The sequence below is a fragment of the Arthrobacter echini genome (assembly GCF_008107445.1).
Taxonomy (GTDB): Bacteria; Actinomycetota; Actinomycetes; order Actinomycetales; family Micrococcaceae; genus Arthrobacter_D; species Arthrobacter_D echini_A.
In genome coordinates, this window is the sequence record NZ_VSLD01000007.1 from 157,135 (window position 1) to 171,551 (window position 14,417).

The window sequence follows — 14,417 nt, forward strand, 5'->3', positions numbered from 1 at the left end:
CGTCAGCCCGCCTAGTGTGGAGAGCGCACGTCACCAGCTCCGCTCATCGCATACCGCCTCGATCACGGAGGCAGTATGCGATGGGTCCCGGCTTCCGAGGAAGGACAGCGATGAAGGCTTCCAGCAGGTACGAGTTCCGGCGCACTCGTGGACGTAAGCGCGTCACGGTCTCGGTGGCGGTCCTGGCTCTCGGTCTTGCCGTCGGCTTGTCCGCGTGCAGTGCCGACGACACCGCTGACGCACCCGTGACGGAGAACGCCGGAGCACCCGTCACCGATGCCGCAGCTCAGGCAACCGCGGACGACGCCGCTGTCCTCGCGCGGGCCGCTCTCGCCGACGTCGACGGCCAACCACGCGGTGAGGTGGCGTTCACCGAGGCCGACGGATCGCTCACGGTGTCCGTCTCGGCCGAGGGACTGGAGCCCGGGTTCTACGGTCTGCATGTCCACGAGATCGGCGAGTGTGCAGCCGACAGTGCGGCACCCGACGACCCCAGTGACACCGGCGCATTCAAGTCAGCCGGAGGGCACATCCCCGGGGACGGCGCCGATCATCCGGACCACGCAGGCGACCTCCCCACGCTGCTGGTGGGTGAGGACGGCACGGCGACCATGACCGTGACCACGGATCGACTCGATGAGTCCGTGCTGATGGATGCCGACGGCGCGGCGGTGATGATCCACTCCGAGCCCGACAACTTCGCCAACATCCCGGAGCGGTATGCCGCCGACGGTCCCGACGACGACACCACCAGCGCCGGCGACGCCGGCGACCGCCTTGCCTGCGGCGTCGCGGAAGGCTCCATCCCGCCGACCGACGGCTAGGAGATCCCCTCGGCGACGCCCTTCCCGCGGTCGGCCCTGATGTCGACACCGGAGGGCGCTGCGCCGGGCGAGGTGAAGTGGACGCCGTCGGACCTGTCCCCGCTCGCGTGGATTCCGCCAGCCACGTCCCACAGGCCCACGCTGTCCGCGAGCTCGACGGAGACGACGTCGTCTCCCTGGGTGGCGATGGCACCGCCGACGCGTATCTCGTCCACCGCGCCACCGGACTTGATGCTCAGCGCAACGGCCTTGAGGGTCATCTGGACGCCCTTGACCAGGCTCGTCCCCTCGCCGCCCTGGGTCGTCAGGTCCTTCCTGATGGTCAGCCGCGGCAGCGGACGGGAGAGTTGCACGCCGATCGACCCGTCCGCGTAGGTCTCGATGGACTCGAAGATCGCCTCCTCGAGGGAGCCGTCGTACAGGTTGAATCCGCGAGCGCCCTTGCCGTGGGTCCGGACCGGAGCCTTGATCTCCAATGTCCTGATGTCGCTGAAGTTGACGAAGCCGATGCCGCTGGGGCTGTGGGAGGTGATCGGCTGCTCGGCCGTCCAGGAACGCACATCACCCCAGTTGTCGAGCACCATGTCGTTCTGGCCGAGCGTCGTCACGGGTCCGTGATTCGTCACCTGGTCGACGATGGCGCCACTGATGACGAAGACCCCGCCGCTGACCAGATCCGCTGCGCCATCGGCGATGCCGCCGTCGGTGTAGACCTCGCCGGTGGTGAGCGTCGTGACCCGTAGCGTGCCGCCGGACGCTTTGCCGTCGTCGGTCCCGTGCCCGCCGACGAAGACGCCGCTGCCGCGCACCGGGCTCTGCTCGGACCCCACGGTCACATTCGTGATCTCGGCCGTGAGTTCCACATCCGCGTCGGGCTGGCGGTTCCAGACCGTCAGACCGCCCTGCATCGCCTCGACGCCGAAGCCGCGCGGGCGATCGGTGCGGCCGCGGACGTCGGCGGCGGTGACGGTCAGCGCATCGATGGCAATGTGGCCGGAGCGGACCGCCTGCGTGGCGACGATCGCCACCTGCCCCACCGTGGTCACGTTGCGCAGGGTGAGCGTGCCCCAGCCGGACTGCGTGACGTCGGCATAGACGGCGATCTCGTGCTCGGGCACCGCGATCTCGATGTCCTCGAGCGTGTTGTCCTGCGTGAGCAGGACGCCCTTGGACCCGAATTCGAGGCGGCCACCGTGCAGCCGGGCGCCGGCGGGGAGCACGACGCGCGGGATGCCGGAGATGGTGCCGGAGACCTCGATGTCCTGTGCGCCGTCGTTGAGCGCGTCCTGCAGCTCGTCCCCTGCACTGACTGTGTGTGACTCGACGATGGTGACGACCTTCCGGTGAAGTGTCGGATCTGATATTGCCGTGCTGTTCGCTTCCGGTCGCTTCCTGGCGACCGCTGACAGGAGCCTGTACAGGGCTTCAGCAATCCCGCGCCAGGATTTTTCCATCCTCCGTGGTGGGACATGGACGGAGCTACAGAGGTGTCGGTGCTGCCTGGACCACGATCATCCCTGTGGCACTCAGCCTCGGCAGAAGCCGGAGCTGACGCCGTCGATCCGCCCGATGACCGCAGCCTCCGCCGAGACCGCAGAAACTACCGGCCCGGAGGGGTGGGTGCGGCAATGTCTGCGGATTCGCCTGACAGATCCACCGTTGAGGCGCACCCCCGTCGGATGGATGGTCCTCGCCTGCGCTCCAGCGATCGAGGGTCAGCTCGTCGATCAGTTCGAGCTGGAAGAAGCGGCGCTCATGCACCTCGTCCTTGGCCGGCCACGCGTCGTACCGTTCGACGCCGAGGTCACGCACCACGAACGTCCGTCGACCCGTCTCCTCGAGGACCTCACGCACCACAGCCTCGGCAGGCGACTCCCCCGCCTCCAGTGTTCCGGCCGGGACCTGCACGCCCGCGATCGCGAGAGCGACGTCGTCGTGCGTGAATACCAGGAGCTGATCGTCGTGAACGACGTAGCCGACGACCTTCTGCACGAGGCGTCGTCCGGGACGTATCCGTTGTGCTCGCTCGTTTGCCATTCGCGATCTGCCTTTCGTGTCCCCAGATCGGACCACGCTGATCCTCACCGGCTTCAGGTACTACCGACAAGTGGCTTCATCATGATCAGACACGGGTTTGCCTCGCCCCACAGGTCTGTCTCCTCGAGGGGAAGGAAGCCCCATTTCTCGTAGAAGTGCCGGGTCCGCGCATGTCCGACAGCGGGATGCGACGGTCCGAGCGTCTTCACCTCCAGGAGCTTCACGCCGCGACGTCTCGCATCCGCCTCGATCGCACCGAGCATTGCGCTGCCAACACCTGAGCCGTGCACGGCCCGATCGACGACGATGAGATGGATCTCGACGACGTGCGGGAAGTGTCGGTCGACCAGCGTCACACCGACGACCCGTCCCGCGGCATCGCGGACGGTCCACGTCTTCTTCGACCGCGCAGCCTCGACGTACTCCGCGTTCGACTCCGGCTGCCCGAACCACTCGGGGACGGTTCCGAGCAACCGGGCGACGTCCTCCGGAACCTGAGGCTCCCGTACGGAACTCCATGATGGGCGACTCATGCAATTTCTCTCATGCAGCGTCCCACGGGTTGATCAGCTCGACCGACGTGCTCGCGAACTCCTTGGTATTCCGCGTTGCGCACACGGCATCGTGTACCAGGCGGATCGCTGCAATCTGAGCATCAGCGGTACTGATCGGCAGACCTGCGACCTCGCGTTCGAAGAGGACATCCCCATACCGCTGTGCGGCGGCAGCATCGAAGGCAAGGACTGAACGATCGTCCCGGTGAAGCTCTACCGCAGCCTCGATCCTCGCCGACTATTTGGATTTGCGCCGACCATCAGGAAGGCGACGCACGTTGGCCAGCACTTCAGCGAGCGTTATGGCAGTGATCGCGACGTCGCCGGCAAGTGAATCCAGCCAAGCCACAACTTCTGAGTCCGGCTGCGGTCGGAAGACCTTCGAGATGACATTCGTATCGAGGACGATCACTCGAAGTCCATCGCTCGCGCCACGTCGCATCGATCTGGGAAAGGGAGGCCGTCGATGCAATCCGGTGGGTCTCGCTGCGGTCGGTAGTGGTAGCGCGCTTGAAGAATGACTAGATCGTCGCCGTCGACAAGATAGACCAGCCGATGCTCGTCGGTAATGCGCCTGGACCACGAACCCTGTGCACCGTACTTGAGCTGCTCGGGCTTCCCGATGCCGGCGAGCGGCTCACGGAGGGAAGCATCGATGAGCACGTTGATCCGCTTGAGGGTCCGACTGTCGGCCGTCTGCCAGAGCTTGTAGTCCTCTCAGGCGGACGGGTCCCAACCCAGACGCACTCAGTCCTCCCGGTCAAGATCGTGCACCTCGGTCTGGCTCGCACGGGCGCGCTCGTAGGCATCGAGGAGCCGACGGGCATTGGCGGGCGAGCGGAACAGGTACGCCGTCTCCTTCCAAGCGGCGTACTCGTCGGCAGGTACGAGAACGGCATTGCCATTGCGGGAAACAATCTCGACAGCGTCACGGTCCTGGTTGATGTGCTCGATGAGCGGGAACAGCGTCTTACGCGCCTCACTGGCACTCATGGACACGTCGATGACCTTGCACCCGGATAAGTGGTACGGGATTGTCGTACCACTTAGGGCGACCATCGCTGAAGGTCTAGTAAAACCCATGCGGGTCCGTGGACGTCATCTGAACAAACATGATGGACGCGAACGCGGCGATACCACGAACGATCCCACACCAAATCGAGACGCGCCTACACTTGAAGCGGAACTCCATCCCGTTCCGTAGCCGAATCACTTTGGATGGCAACATTCTTTGTCCAGCTGTCATGAAGCCACGGTCCTGTGCGATCGCAGTACAGACCTCGAGACACACAACAGCTAGGGCTTTGCTGTGAAGAAGTCGCGGATCTCCGACACGATCTCGCCCGGGTTCTCCTCGGCCAGATAGTGTCCGCAGTTGACCACGCGTCCGGAGATACTAACGGCGATGTTCCGCCAGAGCTCGAGCGGGTCGAAGTGCTTCTCGATCACTCCGTACTTAGCCCACAAAATTCGCAGTGGCACGCGGATGAGGTTCCCGGCAGCGCGGTCTGCACGATCATGCTCGAGATCGATCGAGGCACTTGCACGGTAATCCTCACATGCACCGAGTGCTCGCGCCGCACCCGTGAGGCCGGCGACGTACGCATCAAGCACCTCAGCTGGAAACGGCTCTAAACCGGCATGGCGACCTCCCAGAACGCCCTCGACATAAGCACGCGGACTGTTACCGATCAACGTCTCCGGCAGCGGTGCCGGCTGAATGAGCGCGAACCAGTGCCAATAGGCGGAGGCGAACTTTCGATTGGTGGCCTCATACATGTCTAGCGTCGGCGCGATGTCCAGAAGCATCGCCCGGTGCACGCGGTTCGGCGCATCCGCGGCCAATCGCGCTGCAACCCGTGCGCCCCTGTCGTGTCCCACTACCGAGAACTTGCGGCGCCCCAGATAGTCCATCAGCGCCAACGCATCGCGGGCCATCTCGCGCTTGCTGTAGCTGTGATGCTCCGTGTCCGGGACCGGACGCCCGGATTCGCCATAGCCGCGCAAGTCAGGAGCAACGATGAAGAAGTCTTCGGCAAGTGCCGGGGCCACTCGGTGCCACATGACATGCGACTGCGGATGCCCGTGCAGCAGCAACAGCGCAGGCTTGCCCTCATCCGGACTGGTGCGGCCCCGCAAACGCACCCCGTTGACCTCGACATCGAGTTCGGCGAAGCCGTCAAACATTCCGTTGCTCCTTGCGCTGTCTCACCACAATGTCAGGATCTCGGACCAGGCCCAGGCCCAGGCCCAGGCCCAGGAGCACCATGGTATCCACGATCGAATCACCCAGGGAGAAGCTGAGCGCAGGAACCCGAACGCACACCTGCGAGGAAATGATTCAGGCGAGCCAAGAAACGTGAACGCCTGGAGGCTGCGAGCCTGTGCGGAATCGTTCGCTGGCCTCGCCGCGATGAACGATCATATGTGCCCCGACGTTTACGCCACCTTAAGGGGCGTAATCGCGGCAACCCTTTCACCCAGTACTCGGCGCTCGATCCGAAGTTCGTAGTTGGACTGCAGGTTCATCCAGAGCTCCTCGGATGTCCCGAAGTACCGGGCGAGGCGGATTGCTGTATCGGCCGTGATCCCCCGCTTGCCGTGCACGATCTCGTTGATACGCCGCGGCGGTACGCCGTTGGACACTGCCAGCTTGTTCTGTGTGATCCCGAAGCCCTCGATGAAGTCCTCCATGAGGATCTCCCCAGGGTGGATCGGCTCGATCAGGTCGTTCTCAGTGGTAGTCGGCGAGTTCGACATCTTCCGCACCTCCATCTCTCCAGACGAAGCAGAGACGCCACTGGGCGTTCACCCGGATGCTGTGCTGACCACGACGGTCGCCGACGAGTCGCTCCAGCCGATTCCCCGGGGGGATACGCAGGTCCTCGACATCCTTCGCCGCGTGGGTCAACTCAAGCTTCCGCAGAGTCGCCCGTTGCACTGTCCTGTCAACACACTGACGTACTGCTCATGCCAGATACGTTCGGTATCCTTGCTGCCGGACGATCTGATCACCGGACAAGCATGTGACGCTAGACGTTAAGCCGAAGTTTCACCCTGTTCCGGCTTGTACGGCCATCTGACCACTTGTCGGGCTCTAGGTCTCAGCGTCGCGGATGCCGGTGCGGTGCTGCTGTACGACAAGCGATGCGCCGGTAGTCTGACCAGGGTCAACGAGCCCGCGCCATGGAAGAGGGCAGGATGAAGACCACCACGCTCGCCGACGCGTTCGCGTTCTTCGGCACCCGTCCGGGCAATCCCCGATGGTCCTGGTCGGGTGCGAGCCCCGACTCGAAGACAATCGCTGTCACGATCTGGGAACACGAGGCCGGCGTCGACGGATCGATCGACTATTTCGACGATCCCGGATTGGCAACGTGGACGTCGAAGCCGGGCAATCAGGAGCGCATCCGGAATCTGCTGAGCGCTCGCAACAACTGCGATGCCCTGTTCCACGTCATCTGGGTTACCGCACGCAATCCTGATGAAAACACCTTGACCATCGCAGGCCGGTATCCCGAGGAACACTTCATGATGAAGCTGATCGACGTGGACGAGGTGACGGGCGCGTTCTCAGCTGTCCTCGTCGATCCGGCGTCAGCGGGCCATGAACGACGGATGATGCCCGACCGGCCGACCAAGCCGCCGGTGCATAACCCGCGGGTCCGGACCGGCGGACGGCGAACGAACCAGGAGTCGGCAGAACGTGCTGTCGCCACTTGTCCCACGTGCTTCATGGCGCTTCCCGCGACCGGCATCTGCGACACCTGCGAGTAGGTCCGCCCGGCACAAGGAAGCCTCTGCGCGCGGAAGGATGGTCTCTCATGCAACCGACCGCGGCGTGATCCCGAGATCCTTCTCGCGCAAAGCGCGACGCTCGACGGACAACTCGTAGTTCGACTTCAGATTCATCCAGAATTCATCGGACGTCCCGAAGTACTTCGCCAGACGGATCGCTGTATCAGCCGTGATTCCTCGCTTGCCGTGCTCGAACTAGTTGATCCGACGCGGTGGCACCCCGACGCGCACGACCAGCTCGTGCGGTGTGATCCCGAAGACCGCGATGAAGTCCTCCATCACGAGCTTTTTTGGATAGATCGGCTCGATCTTCCGCAGAGTCGCTCGCTGCAGCCTACGATCGACGCGACTACCGTACTGCTCCGCCCAGATGCACTCGGTGTCCTTGCGGCCGAACGATCTGACCACACGAAGAAAATAGAACGAGGCACGTCAATAACGCTAGACGTTGAATCGGAACTCCACCACGTTCCGTAGCCGATTAACCTAACGGTGCTCGTCGGCAACTATAGAAGCATCACTGCGCGCAGCACGTGAGCGAGGGTGCCTCAAAATATCCGCGACAATCGGAGACTCCGCGTCCTACCGACATATCAAGGTCGACTGCCGCCAAGGTCGAGACGAGCCAGCCCGGGGGCCCCACGGCTGAGCAGATCGGGGCGAATGCAACCCGGCCGGACCGACTATGCGTTGGACCAGGAATTAATTACACATTGAACCGATATTCGACCACGCATATACCAGGCAATGTTGGACTCGCCTTCAGCGGCTCCTACTCGATCACGCCCAACCAACGAAATTGAAGAAGTACTGAGTGCCAACCGATGCTACAAAGGACGTGAAAGCGGGAAATAAAACTCGGTGGGTACGAGCTTTATCCTCCAGTATCATCTGACGATCTTCATCGCAAATACGAGATATATGGCTAATGCCCGCGCGAATTTGCGTAACATCTTTTTCAAGAAGCGTTGTCCGAATCCTGTGAGCCGTGATAACCCGTTTCCATCGCGGATCTTCAAAGGGCGCCCGACTAAAGTGGCTCAACTGTAGCTTTATAACGTCCAGGAAGCCCTTCACGGAACTATGTAATTCTTCTCTTGTTGCCACGAGCCCTACATATTGGAGGAACCGCAGAAGGCGTGACAGCCACGAGGGAAGGTATGTAGCAAACGGAAAATCATCCACGATCAACAGCGATCGCTTGATCAGAGCTTCGAACTCATCAATGTACTGAACCATCGAATTGGTATAGCTATTCCAAGCGTTCATTGAAAGCCATGCATCCCTCTCGACAGAGCTCCTCGTAAAACTGTTAATCAATCCGAAAAAATCGTATGCCAGTCTCTCTACTCTGTGATGGATCAGCAATTGAATAACAGCAACATGGGCTTCGTGTACTCGGACAATTAGCAATATTCCCGTTCGTCTACTCCACGCTCGTACGCTACGCCCTTGAGGTGGATCAGGAAGAGACTTCAATCCAAGAGCGGAAGCAATATTGAGTAGGTCAGTTCTCATAGCTTCGATAGCAGAATTCCGAGTTTCATTTGTCTCGGTCTTAACTAATATATCTTCATCAGCCATGAACTGGAGAGCTCTACTAAATACATCCGCGGGAGTAGTTAAGGTATTTAGTTCTGCGGTAATCTTTTGACTCTCTGTATCCACGCGTTCACGTAGGAGCGTCGTGTCGCCCGCCTGATTCTCCATCAACGTATATTCGACAGTACGAATAATTGACTGGCTGCTATCTAAGCCTGTCAGGATGGACACCCGTCGACGGCTGTTCCCGATGATCATTGGTATTCCTGTGCCAGCCAGCACGATCATTACCGCTATCACGAGCCAGAGAGATATTGGCGCTGTCCAGTCGTTGATTATCAGTGAAGTCAGATTTGGAGGCGGCCTTCCGAGAACGGCCAAGATGATTGGGATAACTCCGGCGGCACCTTGGACGATGACAATTTGAAGTCGGGCGTCGTAGTTCACCGCCTCATGTAGCGTAAGGGGCAAGAGCATTATAACTTGTGCTACCCAAGCAGTAATGGTGAGTGCTGAAAATAACCACACAAGTGCGGAGTAATCTACTGCTCCGTGTGACAGATGAGAGAATATTATCCAGGTTATGAATGCGAATAGTACTAATGGAGTGATCAGTGCGGTGGTGGCGATTCTTACCCACCACAGGCCGCTATTAGCGGGATATAGCTCAGCCACCGTTCTCGTGATTGATGCAATGGTGGATATTGGATTCATAGGAGCGCTTCTGCTCACAGATGCTGCCACCGCTACGCTGAGGCATGTCGCAACTAGGATCAGGCATATATCACTGTAATGTAACTCGCCTGTGGCGATCCATATCAACGCGACGATGTATACCCAACTGTTAAGCAGGGCGCGAACCAGAGAAAATGTTTTATGTGTTCGAGCTGATATCTTTGGTGCTGATGCGTTTTGCCTTTTATTCTTGGCTCTTTTGAGCACAAATACTATCAAAAAGTGTGTGGTGTAAAGTAATAACATGAACATAATCGCGCGTGCTACCATAATGCACCAGCCTCTTATCCTACTAGGCCAAGACGATCAAAGTGTGAAGGTTAGTTGTGCGGCTTTTCGTATTAGTGGTGAAACGTGGATACTTGGTGTCGACATTGAGAAAGAGCCCGCGTCCCCGCTGGTATGAATCGTACCCGCCATTTAGGTTCAGAACAGTAGTTGTGAGCCTCGAACCGGCTTAGCTACTCATATTCGGACGCCGCGACCCTGTGCGTCAGGCTGGGGTGAGACACCTGTTGTGATTCCTTCCCTTGCACGGGGTGAGAAGTGAGACGGGTGACGATGACGATGACCACGGCTGATCTGGGCACTGGTAGTGGCGATGATGGGGGTATGGGACCTCGATCGGATCGACCGAAGCGGCGGAGTTTCACCGCCGAGTACAAGGCCAGGATTCTGGCGGAGTACGAGGACGCTGAGCGCGGGCAACGTGGGGTGCTTCTGCGCCGGGAGGGCTTGTATTCCTCGCATATCATCGAGTGGCGCAAAGCGGCCGAGGCCGGCGCCGCAACGGGTCTGGGACCGGCGACGAAGAACCGTCGCGATCGGGGTCGTGACCGGGAACTTGAGCTGTTGCGCGTTCGGGCGGAGAAGGCTGAGGCTGATCTGGCCAAGCACAAGGCGGCGTTGGACCTGATGGGAAAAGCACACGCGCTCTTGGAGACTCTCTCCGAGAGCGCGGACCCGCAGGCCGGCAAGCACTCGAAGCGGTGATTGTGCCGCTGGTCGAGGACCTCGCCCACGTGACGTCCGTTGCGACGGCGTGCGCCTTGCTGGGGCGCTCCAGGGCGTCTCATTACCGTGCTGCTCGCGAAGCCCAGCGTCGTGCCGGGGTGGTGTTCGGGCCCGAACCGGCACCAGTGCGTGCACCGCGGCCGACCCCACCGAACGCGCTCACCGATCCCGAGCGCGCGCGGGTGTTGAAGGTGTTGACCGGACCCCGGTTCGCGGACAAAGCCGTCGCCCAGATCTGGGCGATGCTGCTGGACGAGGGCACGTACCTGTGCTCGATGTCCACGATGCACCGCCTGCTACGCGAGAACCAGCTCTCCGGTGAACGTCGCCGGCAGGCGACGCACCCGCCGCGGAAGAAACCCGAACTCCTGGCCACCGGGCCAGGTTGGATCTGGTCGTGGGACATCACGAAACTGAGGTCCCCGGTGCGCGGGGTCTACTACGACCTCTACGTCGTGATCGATATCTACTCCCGCTACATCATCACCTGGAGGGTCGCAGCACGCGAGGACGCCAAGATCGCCAGAACCATGCTCGACGACGCCATGAAAGTCCACGGGATCCCCGAGGCGATCCACGCCGACCGGGGCACCTCGATGACCTCCAAACCCGTCTCCCACCTGCTCCTGGACCTCGGCGTCGAGCGATCCCACTCCCGCCCCCACGTCTCCAACGACAATCCCTACAGCGAGTCGGCGTTCAAGACCTTGAAGTACGCCCCGGTCTTCCCCGAGACCTTCGGATCCCTCCAAGACGCCAGGGTCTTCTGTGAGGACTTCTTCGCCTACTACAACCACGAGCACCGCCACTCCGGCATCGGGTTACACACACCCGCCTCCGTGCATCACGGCACCGCCACCGAGGTCCGTGCTCAACGCCAGCACACCCTCGACGCCGCCTACACCACCCACCCCGAACGCTTCACCCGCAACCGGCCCCAAGCACCGAAACTCCCAACCGCCGCATGGATCAACCAACCCTCACAGGAGGCCCTCATACAGACCGCCTGAAACCAACTGTCTCACCAGCCTTGACACCTTCCGTCGAGCGCGCGAACAGGGGCCCTATCGTGATGCTCCGTAGTGATCGAACGCCAGCCGACATACTGTGACCATGGCACACTTCTCACCGGCTGACACCCCGGGCTTGAGGTGGCTGAGGTGCTCGGCCAGCTTGTAGAAGCACTCTTCAGGCCCTGCGTCTTTCACAGCAAGTTTCACGACCGCGGACCGCATGAACTCATCGCATTGGTGAGATTGAACGCGCGGACGCGCGGACACCAGGAACATCGTCGGGCTCATCATGAACCGCTTCGCTACGTTAATTTTAGGCCGATGTGGTCCACGATTATCCGCTTGTTCTCGGCGTCCGTGGCGAAGTAGATTCTCCCGCATTGTGATGGGGGGACCCCGTCATTTACCTTGACGTGCTGACGGCGAGAGTATTTTTCGTCCTCATAGTTGAAGTCTCGAAGGTTCTTCGGAATAGCATTGTCGTGTGGTGCAACTTTTAGGTCGTGATTCTGGCGGATCCAATCATCAAGATGACCGAGAGTCTTGTCTTGCCCGTCGTACAAATGCCGCGCAACTTCCGCCAGTTTTATCAAACTCTCCCTCATCAAGTCTAAAGTTTGGTAGTCCGGAGCTTTTTTCCATGCATTAAGAGCGTTTGGCGTGAAAGTGATAGCACCTTCCGCTCCTTTTTCTAAATGCTGACACAGTGCGTCAAGGGAATCTTTGTCCCCCGCAACAAGCCCCTCTGGAGCATCTCTGAGTTCAGGCTGGCTATCGGGACTTATTGACGATTCAGCATAATCCGCGGTTATTTTGAATTGTTCGAGCTGGGCCTTGAGGAGAGCAACCTCACGCAAGCTCTCCTCAGCAGACTGCCCCGCAAAGACCCACTCGTCCTCAGCCGTTTTAAGTTGAGAAGCCAGCGCATCTCGTTCGGCGATTACCGCTTCCAATTGCTCCTGCACTGATCCCGAAGCCGCTGCCGTAGCAGAAAAACGGGCCAACTCCTTCATTCTCAACGATTGGGATGCCTGCCTTGCCTTTGTGAAAACCTCATCCCTCCCTCTGGTGAGAACAGACAAGGGTGCCACAAGAGCCATCAGTTTGGATCGCACAGAATCTTTATTGGCACTGTTCACCAGCACGGGTGGAATCTCTAAGGCAACCGCCGTCGAGTCTGCCCACACAAGCACGCCACCAGAATAAGGAACTTCAACGGCGTCGTTTAATTCGTGCAGCAGTCTAGCAGCTTTGTAATCGAGAGTTACAACACGGACGAGACCAACAAGACGACTTGCCGCTTTTGCGGCAACCGCTTGGGCTTCGAGGGTGCGAGTATGAAGCAACAAAATGGGAAGGCGAGTATCGGAAGTGAGGGCGCGACTCAATTCTTCTACATCGCCGCCACTACGCACTTGCAAGTATTTGCCATCTTGAATTTGACCATCTACTCTCACAGATAAGCGAGAATCTTCGACCAGCATTGCGATGAAGGCAGGCTGAAGCAAGTCAACACTGGAGGCCGGGGTCAGGCCGGAAGTCGGAACTTCTCTAGCCATCGATACGCGAACGATACATGCCTCCCCCTCCACACCGACCGTTATCCGGGTAACAAAGATCGAATCATCCCGCGAAACGTCTTGTCGCTGTACGCGAGTTGCCCAGATTTCGCCGCCAGGAACGTGCTCCCACTCGACGGACCGCTTGTTACCTTCTCGCCCATCTGGTAGGTGACGGGATCCGTTGACGAGGAATTCATCGCGCTCGATCCGAGTTTTGCATGTTGTCAGAATCCACTTGGAAATAGCTCCTAAAACAATAAAAGCGGCTTCACGAGAATTTTTCTCTTTCTCCCTAATTTCGACATCAAAGTTTGCAACATACAGAACCTGCATCTTTCTCCTTTAAAAGCATCGCCAGTAGTTCTAGATATTCACTTTTCGACAGCTTGACGGCTGGCGCGTGCCCGATCCGGTTTGGAGGCCGAGTAGCTGCGAAAATATGCGGTCTGCCGTTCGGTTTTCTTGGCGTTCTCGCGTGTATACCGAGGCCTGCTCGTACGTCCTGGCGATATACTCCTAGAGCTTCACCCGTTCCACCCGCCACTGGCCTCGGCCGCCAGTCTGAATCGCTGGCAGGTCACCAGACTTCACCAGCGCATACATCTGCGACTGGCTCACTGCGAGCTCCGCGACGACGTCGGGCAAGGTCATGAAACGGGGCTGATCGGCCATGGACCGATCCTAACGGGACCACCCGGGTTTAGCCGTGGGGTCAGCGCTCCTCCGGCTTCTTCCCTTGACGACACTGGCAGGAGCCTAAGTAGTCCGAGACATGGAGTATTCGCCCTACCGAACCTTCACGAGCTCGGCGCCCGTACTTCCCGGGCCGGCACAATCTGCCGAAGCGTCCATTGCAGGCTCAACCACGTGCAACTCCTCGCCGTTTGATTCCTAAGCTGGCTGTCTGTCGGCTAGGAAAGTTAGCGTCGCATCCAAGAGGTCCTCGAGGTCCCGTGCACTTGCGCTTCCAAAATCGATGTCGGCTATGGCCTGAAACCTGAGGGCGCCATCCCCATGGAATGCCGGACGTGTGCGTTGCCGGTTGTTCTTCACGCCACCCGGCAGAGCAGCTTCAGCGAAGCCGTGTCGAATAACCTGGTCCCAGTCGCCCTTCGGAGTCGGCCGTGAAGGCTTCTTGCGTCCCAGCAGGCCAGCGAGACGCGGATTCACATCCTGCAGGTGCTCCTTGAGCGCCCGGAAATCAATGTGGTCAGTAGTGCCCCATATGGTGGTGTAGCGCGGTTGCCGGGTTCATCATCGTGATGGACATGAAGGCGGCCACCGCGTGATCCTTCGAGGAAACTCTCACATCACACTCGAAAGGCATCATCACGATGA

Annotated in this window: 15 protein-coding genes and 3 pseudogenes; 5 read left to right on the plus strand and 13 right to left on the minus strand. The window is 59.9% G+C overall.

All coding sequences use genetic code 11. From position 1 onward, the window contains the following. Window positions 1-110 precede the first annotated feature (110 nt). On the plus strand, window positions 111-824 hold the full coding sequence (locus FQ377_RS12965) for a superoxide dismutase family protein (RefSeq protein ID WP_148601682.1): 714 nt from the start codon (window positions 111-113) through the stop codon (window positions 822-824). Here the strand turns inward: FQ377_RS12965 and FQ377_RS12970 are convergent. Genes FQ377_RS12970 through FQ377_RS12980 form a run of 3 tightly spaced genes read right to left on the minus strand, consistent with a single transcriptional unit; the run spans window position 821 to window position 3,394 of the window. After that, a complete protein-coding gene (locus FQ377_RS12970) occupies window positions 821-2,278 on the minus strand; it encodes a hypothetical protein (protein WP_222861877.1) in 1,458 nt (485 codons plus the stop codon). The genes FQ377_RS12965 and FQ377_RS12970 overlap by 4 nt on opposite strands. A gap of 25 nt (window positions 2,279-2,303) precedes the next feature. After that, complete coding sequence (locus tag FQ377_RS12975) at window positions 2,304-2,861, minus strand: NUDIX domain-containing protein (RefSeq protein ID WP_222861878.1); 558 nt, start codon at window positions 2,859-2,861, stop codon at window positions 2,304-2,306. A 53-nt stretch (window positions 2,862-2,914) separates the two neighbouring features. After that, on the minus strand, window positions 2,915-3,394 hold the full coding sequence (locus tag FQ377_RS12980) for a GNAT family N-acetyltransferase (protein ID WP_148601683.1): 480 nt from the start codon (window positions 3,392-3,394) through the stop codon (window positions 2,915-2,917). On the opposite strand from FQ377_RS12980, the gene FQ377_RS15155 reads away from it, so the two are divergent. After that, the gene (locus FQ377_RS15155; RefSeq protein WP_262364458.1) at window positions 3,393-3,608 is read left to right on the plus strand and encodes a hypothetical protein; all 216 of its coding nucleotides are present in this window, start codon (window positions 3,393-3,395) and stop codon (window positions 3,606-3,608) included. The genes FQ377_RS12980 and FQ377_RS15155 overlap by 2 nt on opposite strands. A gap of 45 nt (window positions 3,609-3,653) precedes the next feature. Here the strand turns inward: FQ377_RS15155 and FQ377_RS15160 are convergent, their stop codons facing one another. The 6 genes and pseudogenes from FQ377_RS15160 to FQ377_RS13010 all read right to left on the minus strand — a co-directional run bounded on the left by FQ377_RS15160 (window position 3,654) and on the right by FQ377_RS13010 (window position 6,356). Then, window positions 3,654-3,827: a PIN domain-containing protein gene (locus FQ377_RS15160; RefSeq protein ID WP_262364459.1), complete on the minus strand. Its 174-nt coding sequence runs from the start codon at window positions 3,825-3,827 to the stop codon at window positions 3,654-3,656. Window positions 3,828-3,910: 83 nt separating this feature from the next. After that, window positions 3,911-4,162, minus strand: a pseudogene (locus FQ377_RS12990) (Txe/YoeB family addiction module toxin); the annotation flags it as partial. Further along, a complete protein-coding gene (locus FQ377_RS12995; protein ID WP_148601684.1) occupies window positions 4,163-4,414 on the minus strand; it encodes a type II toxin-antitoxin system Phd/YefM family antitoxin in 252 nt (83 codons plus the stop codon). It lies immediately after the preceding pseudogene. Window positions 4,415-4,711: 297 nt separating this feature from the next. Beyond that, window positions 4,712-5,602: an alpha/beta fold hydrolase gene (locus tag FQ377_RS13000; protein ID WP_148601685.1), complete on the minus strand. Its 891-nt coding sequence runs from the start codon at window positions 5,600-5,602 to the stop codon at window positions 4,712-4,714. A 252-nt stretch (window positions 5,603-5,854) separates the two neighbouring features. Then, window positions 5,855-6,175, minus strand: coding sequence for a HigA family addiction module antitoxin (locus FQ377_RS13005; RefSeq protein WP_148601686.1), 321 nt, complete (start codon window positions 6,173-6,175; stop codon window positions 5,855-5,857). Continuing rightward, window positions 6,150-6,356 carry a type II toxin-antitoxin system RelE/ParE family toxin gene (locus FQ377_RS13010; protein ID WP_222861879.1) on the minus strand — a complete coding sequence of 69 codons (207 nt, stop codon included), beginning with the start codon at window positions 6,354-6,356 and terminating at the stop codon, window positions 6,150-6,152. Before FQ377_RS13010 ends, FQ377_RS13005 begins: the two co-directional genes overlap by 26 nt. A 260-nt stretch (window positions 6,357-6,616) precedes the next feature. Between FQ377_RS13010 and FQ377_RS13015 the strand changes: the two genes are divergently transcribed. Beyond that, window positions 6,617-7,192 carry a hypothetical protein gene (locus tag FQ377_RS13015; RefSeq protein ID WP_148601687.1) on the plus strand — a complete coding sequence of 192 codons (576 nt, stop codon included), beginning with the start codon at window positions 6,617-6,619 and terminating at the stop codon, window positions 7,190-7,192. 45 nt (window positions 7,193-7,237) lie between these two features. Here FQ377_RS13015 and FQ377_RS13020 read toward each other — a convergent pair. Further along, a pseudogene (locus FQ377_RS13020) lies at window positions 7,238-7,492 on the minus strand (HigA family addiction module antitoxin). Window positions 7,493-7,993: 501 nt separating this feature from the next. Then, complete coding sequence (locus FQ377_RS13025) at window positions 7,994-9,469, minus strand: hypothetical protein (protein ID WP_148601688.1); 1,476 nt, start codon at window positions 9,467-9,469, stop codon at window positions 7,994-7,996. Window positions 9,470-10,057: 588 nt separating this feature from the next. Between FQ377_RS13025 and FQ377_RS14905 the strand changes: the two genes are divergently transcribed. Both FQ377_RS14905 and FQ377_RS13035 read left to right on the plus strand, forming a co-directional pair. Beyond that, window positions 10,058-10,483 (plus strand): hypothetical protein, encoded by a 426-nt coding sequence (locus tag FQ377_RS14905; protein ID WP_222861880.1) that lies wholly within the window; start codon window positions 10,058-10,060, stop codon window positions 10,481-10,483. Then, window positions 10,480-11,514 (plus strand): IS3 family transposase, encoded by a 1,035-nt coding sequence (locus FQ377_RS13035; protein WP_148601689.1) that lies wholly within the window; start codon window positions 10,480-10,482, stop codon window positions 11,512-11,514. Before FQ377_RS14905 ends, FQ377_RS13035 begins: the two co-directional genes overlap by 4 nt. Before the next feature lie 305 nt (window positions 11,515-11,819). Here FQ377_RS13035 and FQ377_RS13040 read toward each other — a convergent pair whose 3' ends face one another. After that, window positions 11,820-13,412, minus strand: a complete 1,593-nt coding sequence (locus FQ377_RS13040; RefSeq protein ID WP_148601690.1) for a hypothetical protein — start codon at window positions 13,410-13,412, stop codon at window positions 11,820-11,822. Between the two features lie 186 nt (window positions 13,413-13,598). Further along, a pseudogene (locus FQ377_RS13045) lies at window positions 13,599-13,751 on the minus strand (helix-turn-helix transcriptional regulator); the annotation flags it as partial. Between the last annotated feature and the right edge of the window lie 666 nt (window positions 13,752-14,417).

Excerpts from the sequence above, each read along its gene's own strand:
- FQ377_RS12965 (WP_148601682.1), top strand. The coding sequence starts at position 111 with ATGAAGGCTTCCAGCAGGTACGAGTTCCGGCGCACTCGTGGACGTAAG.
- FQ377_RS12970 (WP_222861877.1), bottom strand. The coding sequence starts at position 2,278 with ATGGAAAAATCCTGGCGCGGGATTGCTGAAGCCCTGTACAGGCTCCTG.
- FQ377_RS12975 (WP_222861878.1), bottom strand. The coding sequence starts at position 2,861 with ATGGCAAACGAGCGAGCACAACGGATACGTCCCGGACGACGCCTCGTG.
- FQ377_RS15155 (WP_262364458.1), top strand. The coding sequence starts at position 3,393 with ATGCAATTTCTCTCATGCAGCGTCCCACGGGTTGATCAGCTCGACCGA.
- FQ377_RS12980 (WP_148601683.1), bottom strand. The coding sequence starts at position 3,394 with ATGAGTCGCCCATCATGGAGTTCCGTACGGGAGCCTCAGGTTCCGGAG.
- FQ377_RS13000 (WP_148601685.1), bottom strand. The coding sequence starts at position 5,602 with ATGTTTGACGGCTTCGCCGAACTCGATGTCGAGGTCAACGGGGTGCGT.
- FQ377_RS13005 (WP_148601686.1), bottom strand. The coding sequence starts at position 6,175 with ATGTCGAACTCGCCGACTACCACTGAGAACGACCTGATCGAGCCGATC.
- FQ377_RS13015 (WP_148601687.1), top strand. The coding sequence starts at position 6,617 with ATGAAGACCACCACGCTCGCCGACGCGTTCGCGTTCTTCGGCACCCGT.
- FQ377_RS13025 (WP_148601688.1), bottom strand. The coding sequence starts at position 9,469 with ATGAATCCAATATCCACCATTGCATCAATCACGAGAACGGTGGCTGAG.
- FQ377_RS14905 (WP_222861880.1), top strand. The coding sequence starts at position 10,058 with ATGACCACGGCTGATCTGGGCACTGGTAGTGGCGATGATGGGGGTATG.
- FQ377_RS13040 (WP_148601690.1), bottom strand. The coding sequence starts at position 13,412 with ATGCAGGTTCTGTATGTTGCAAACTTTGATGTCGAAATTAGGGAGAAA.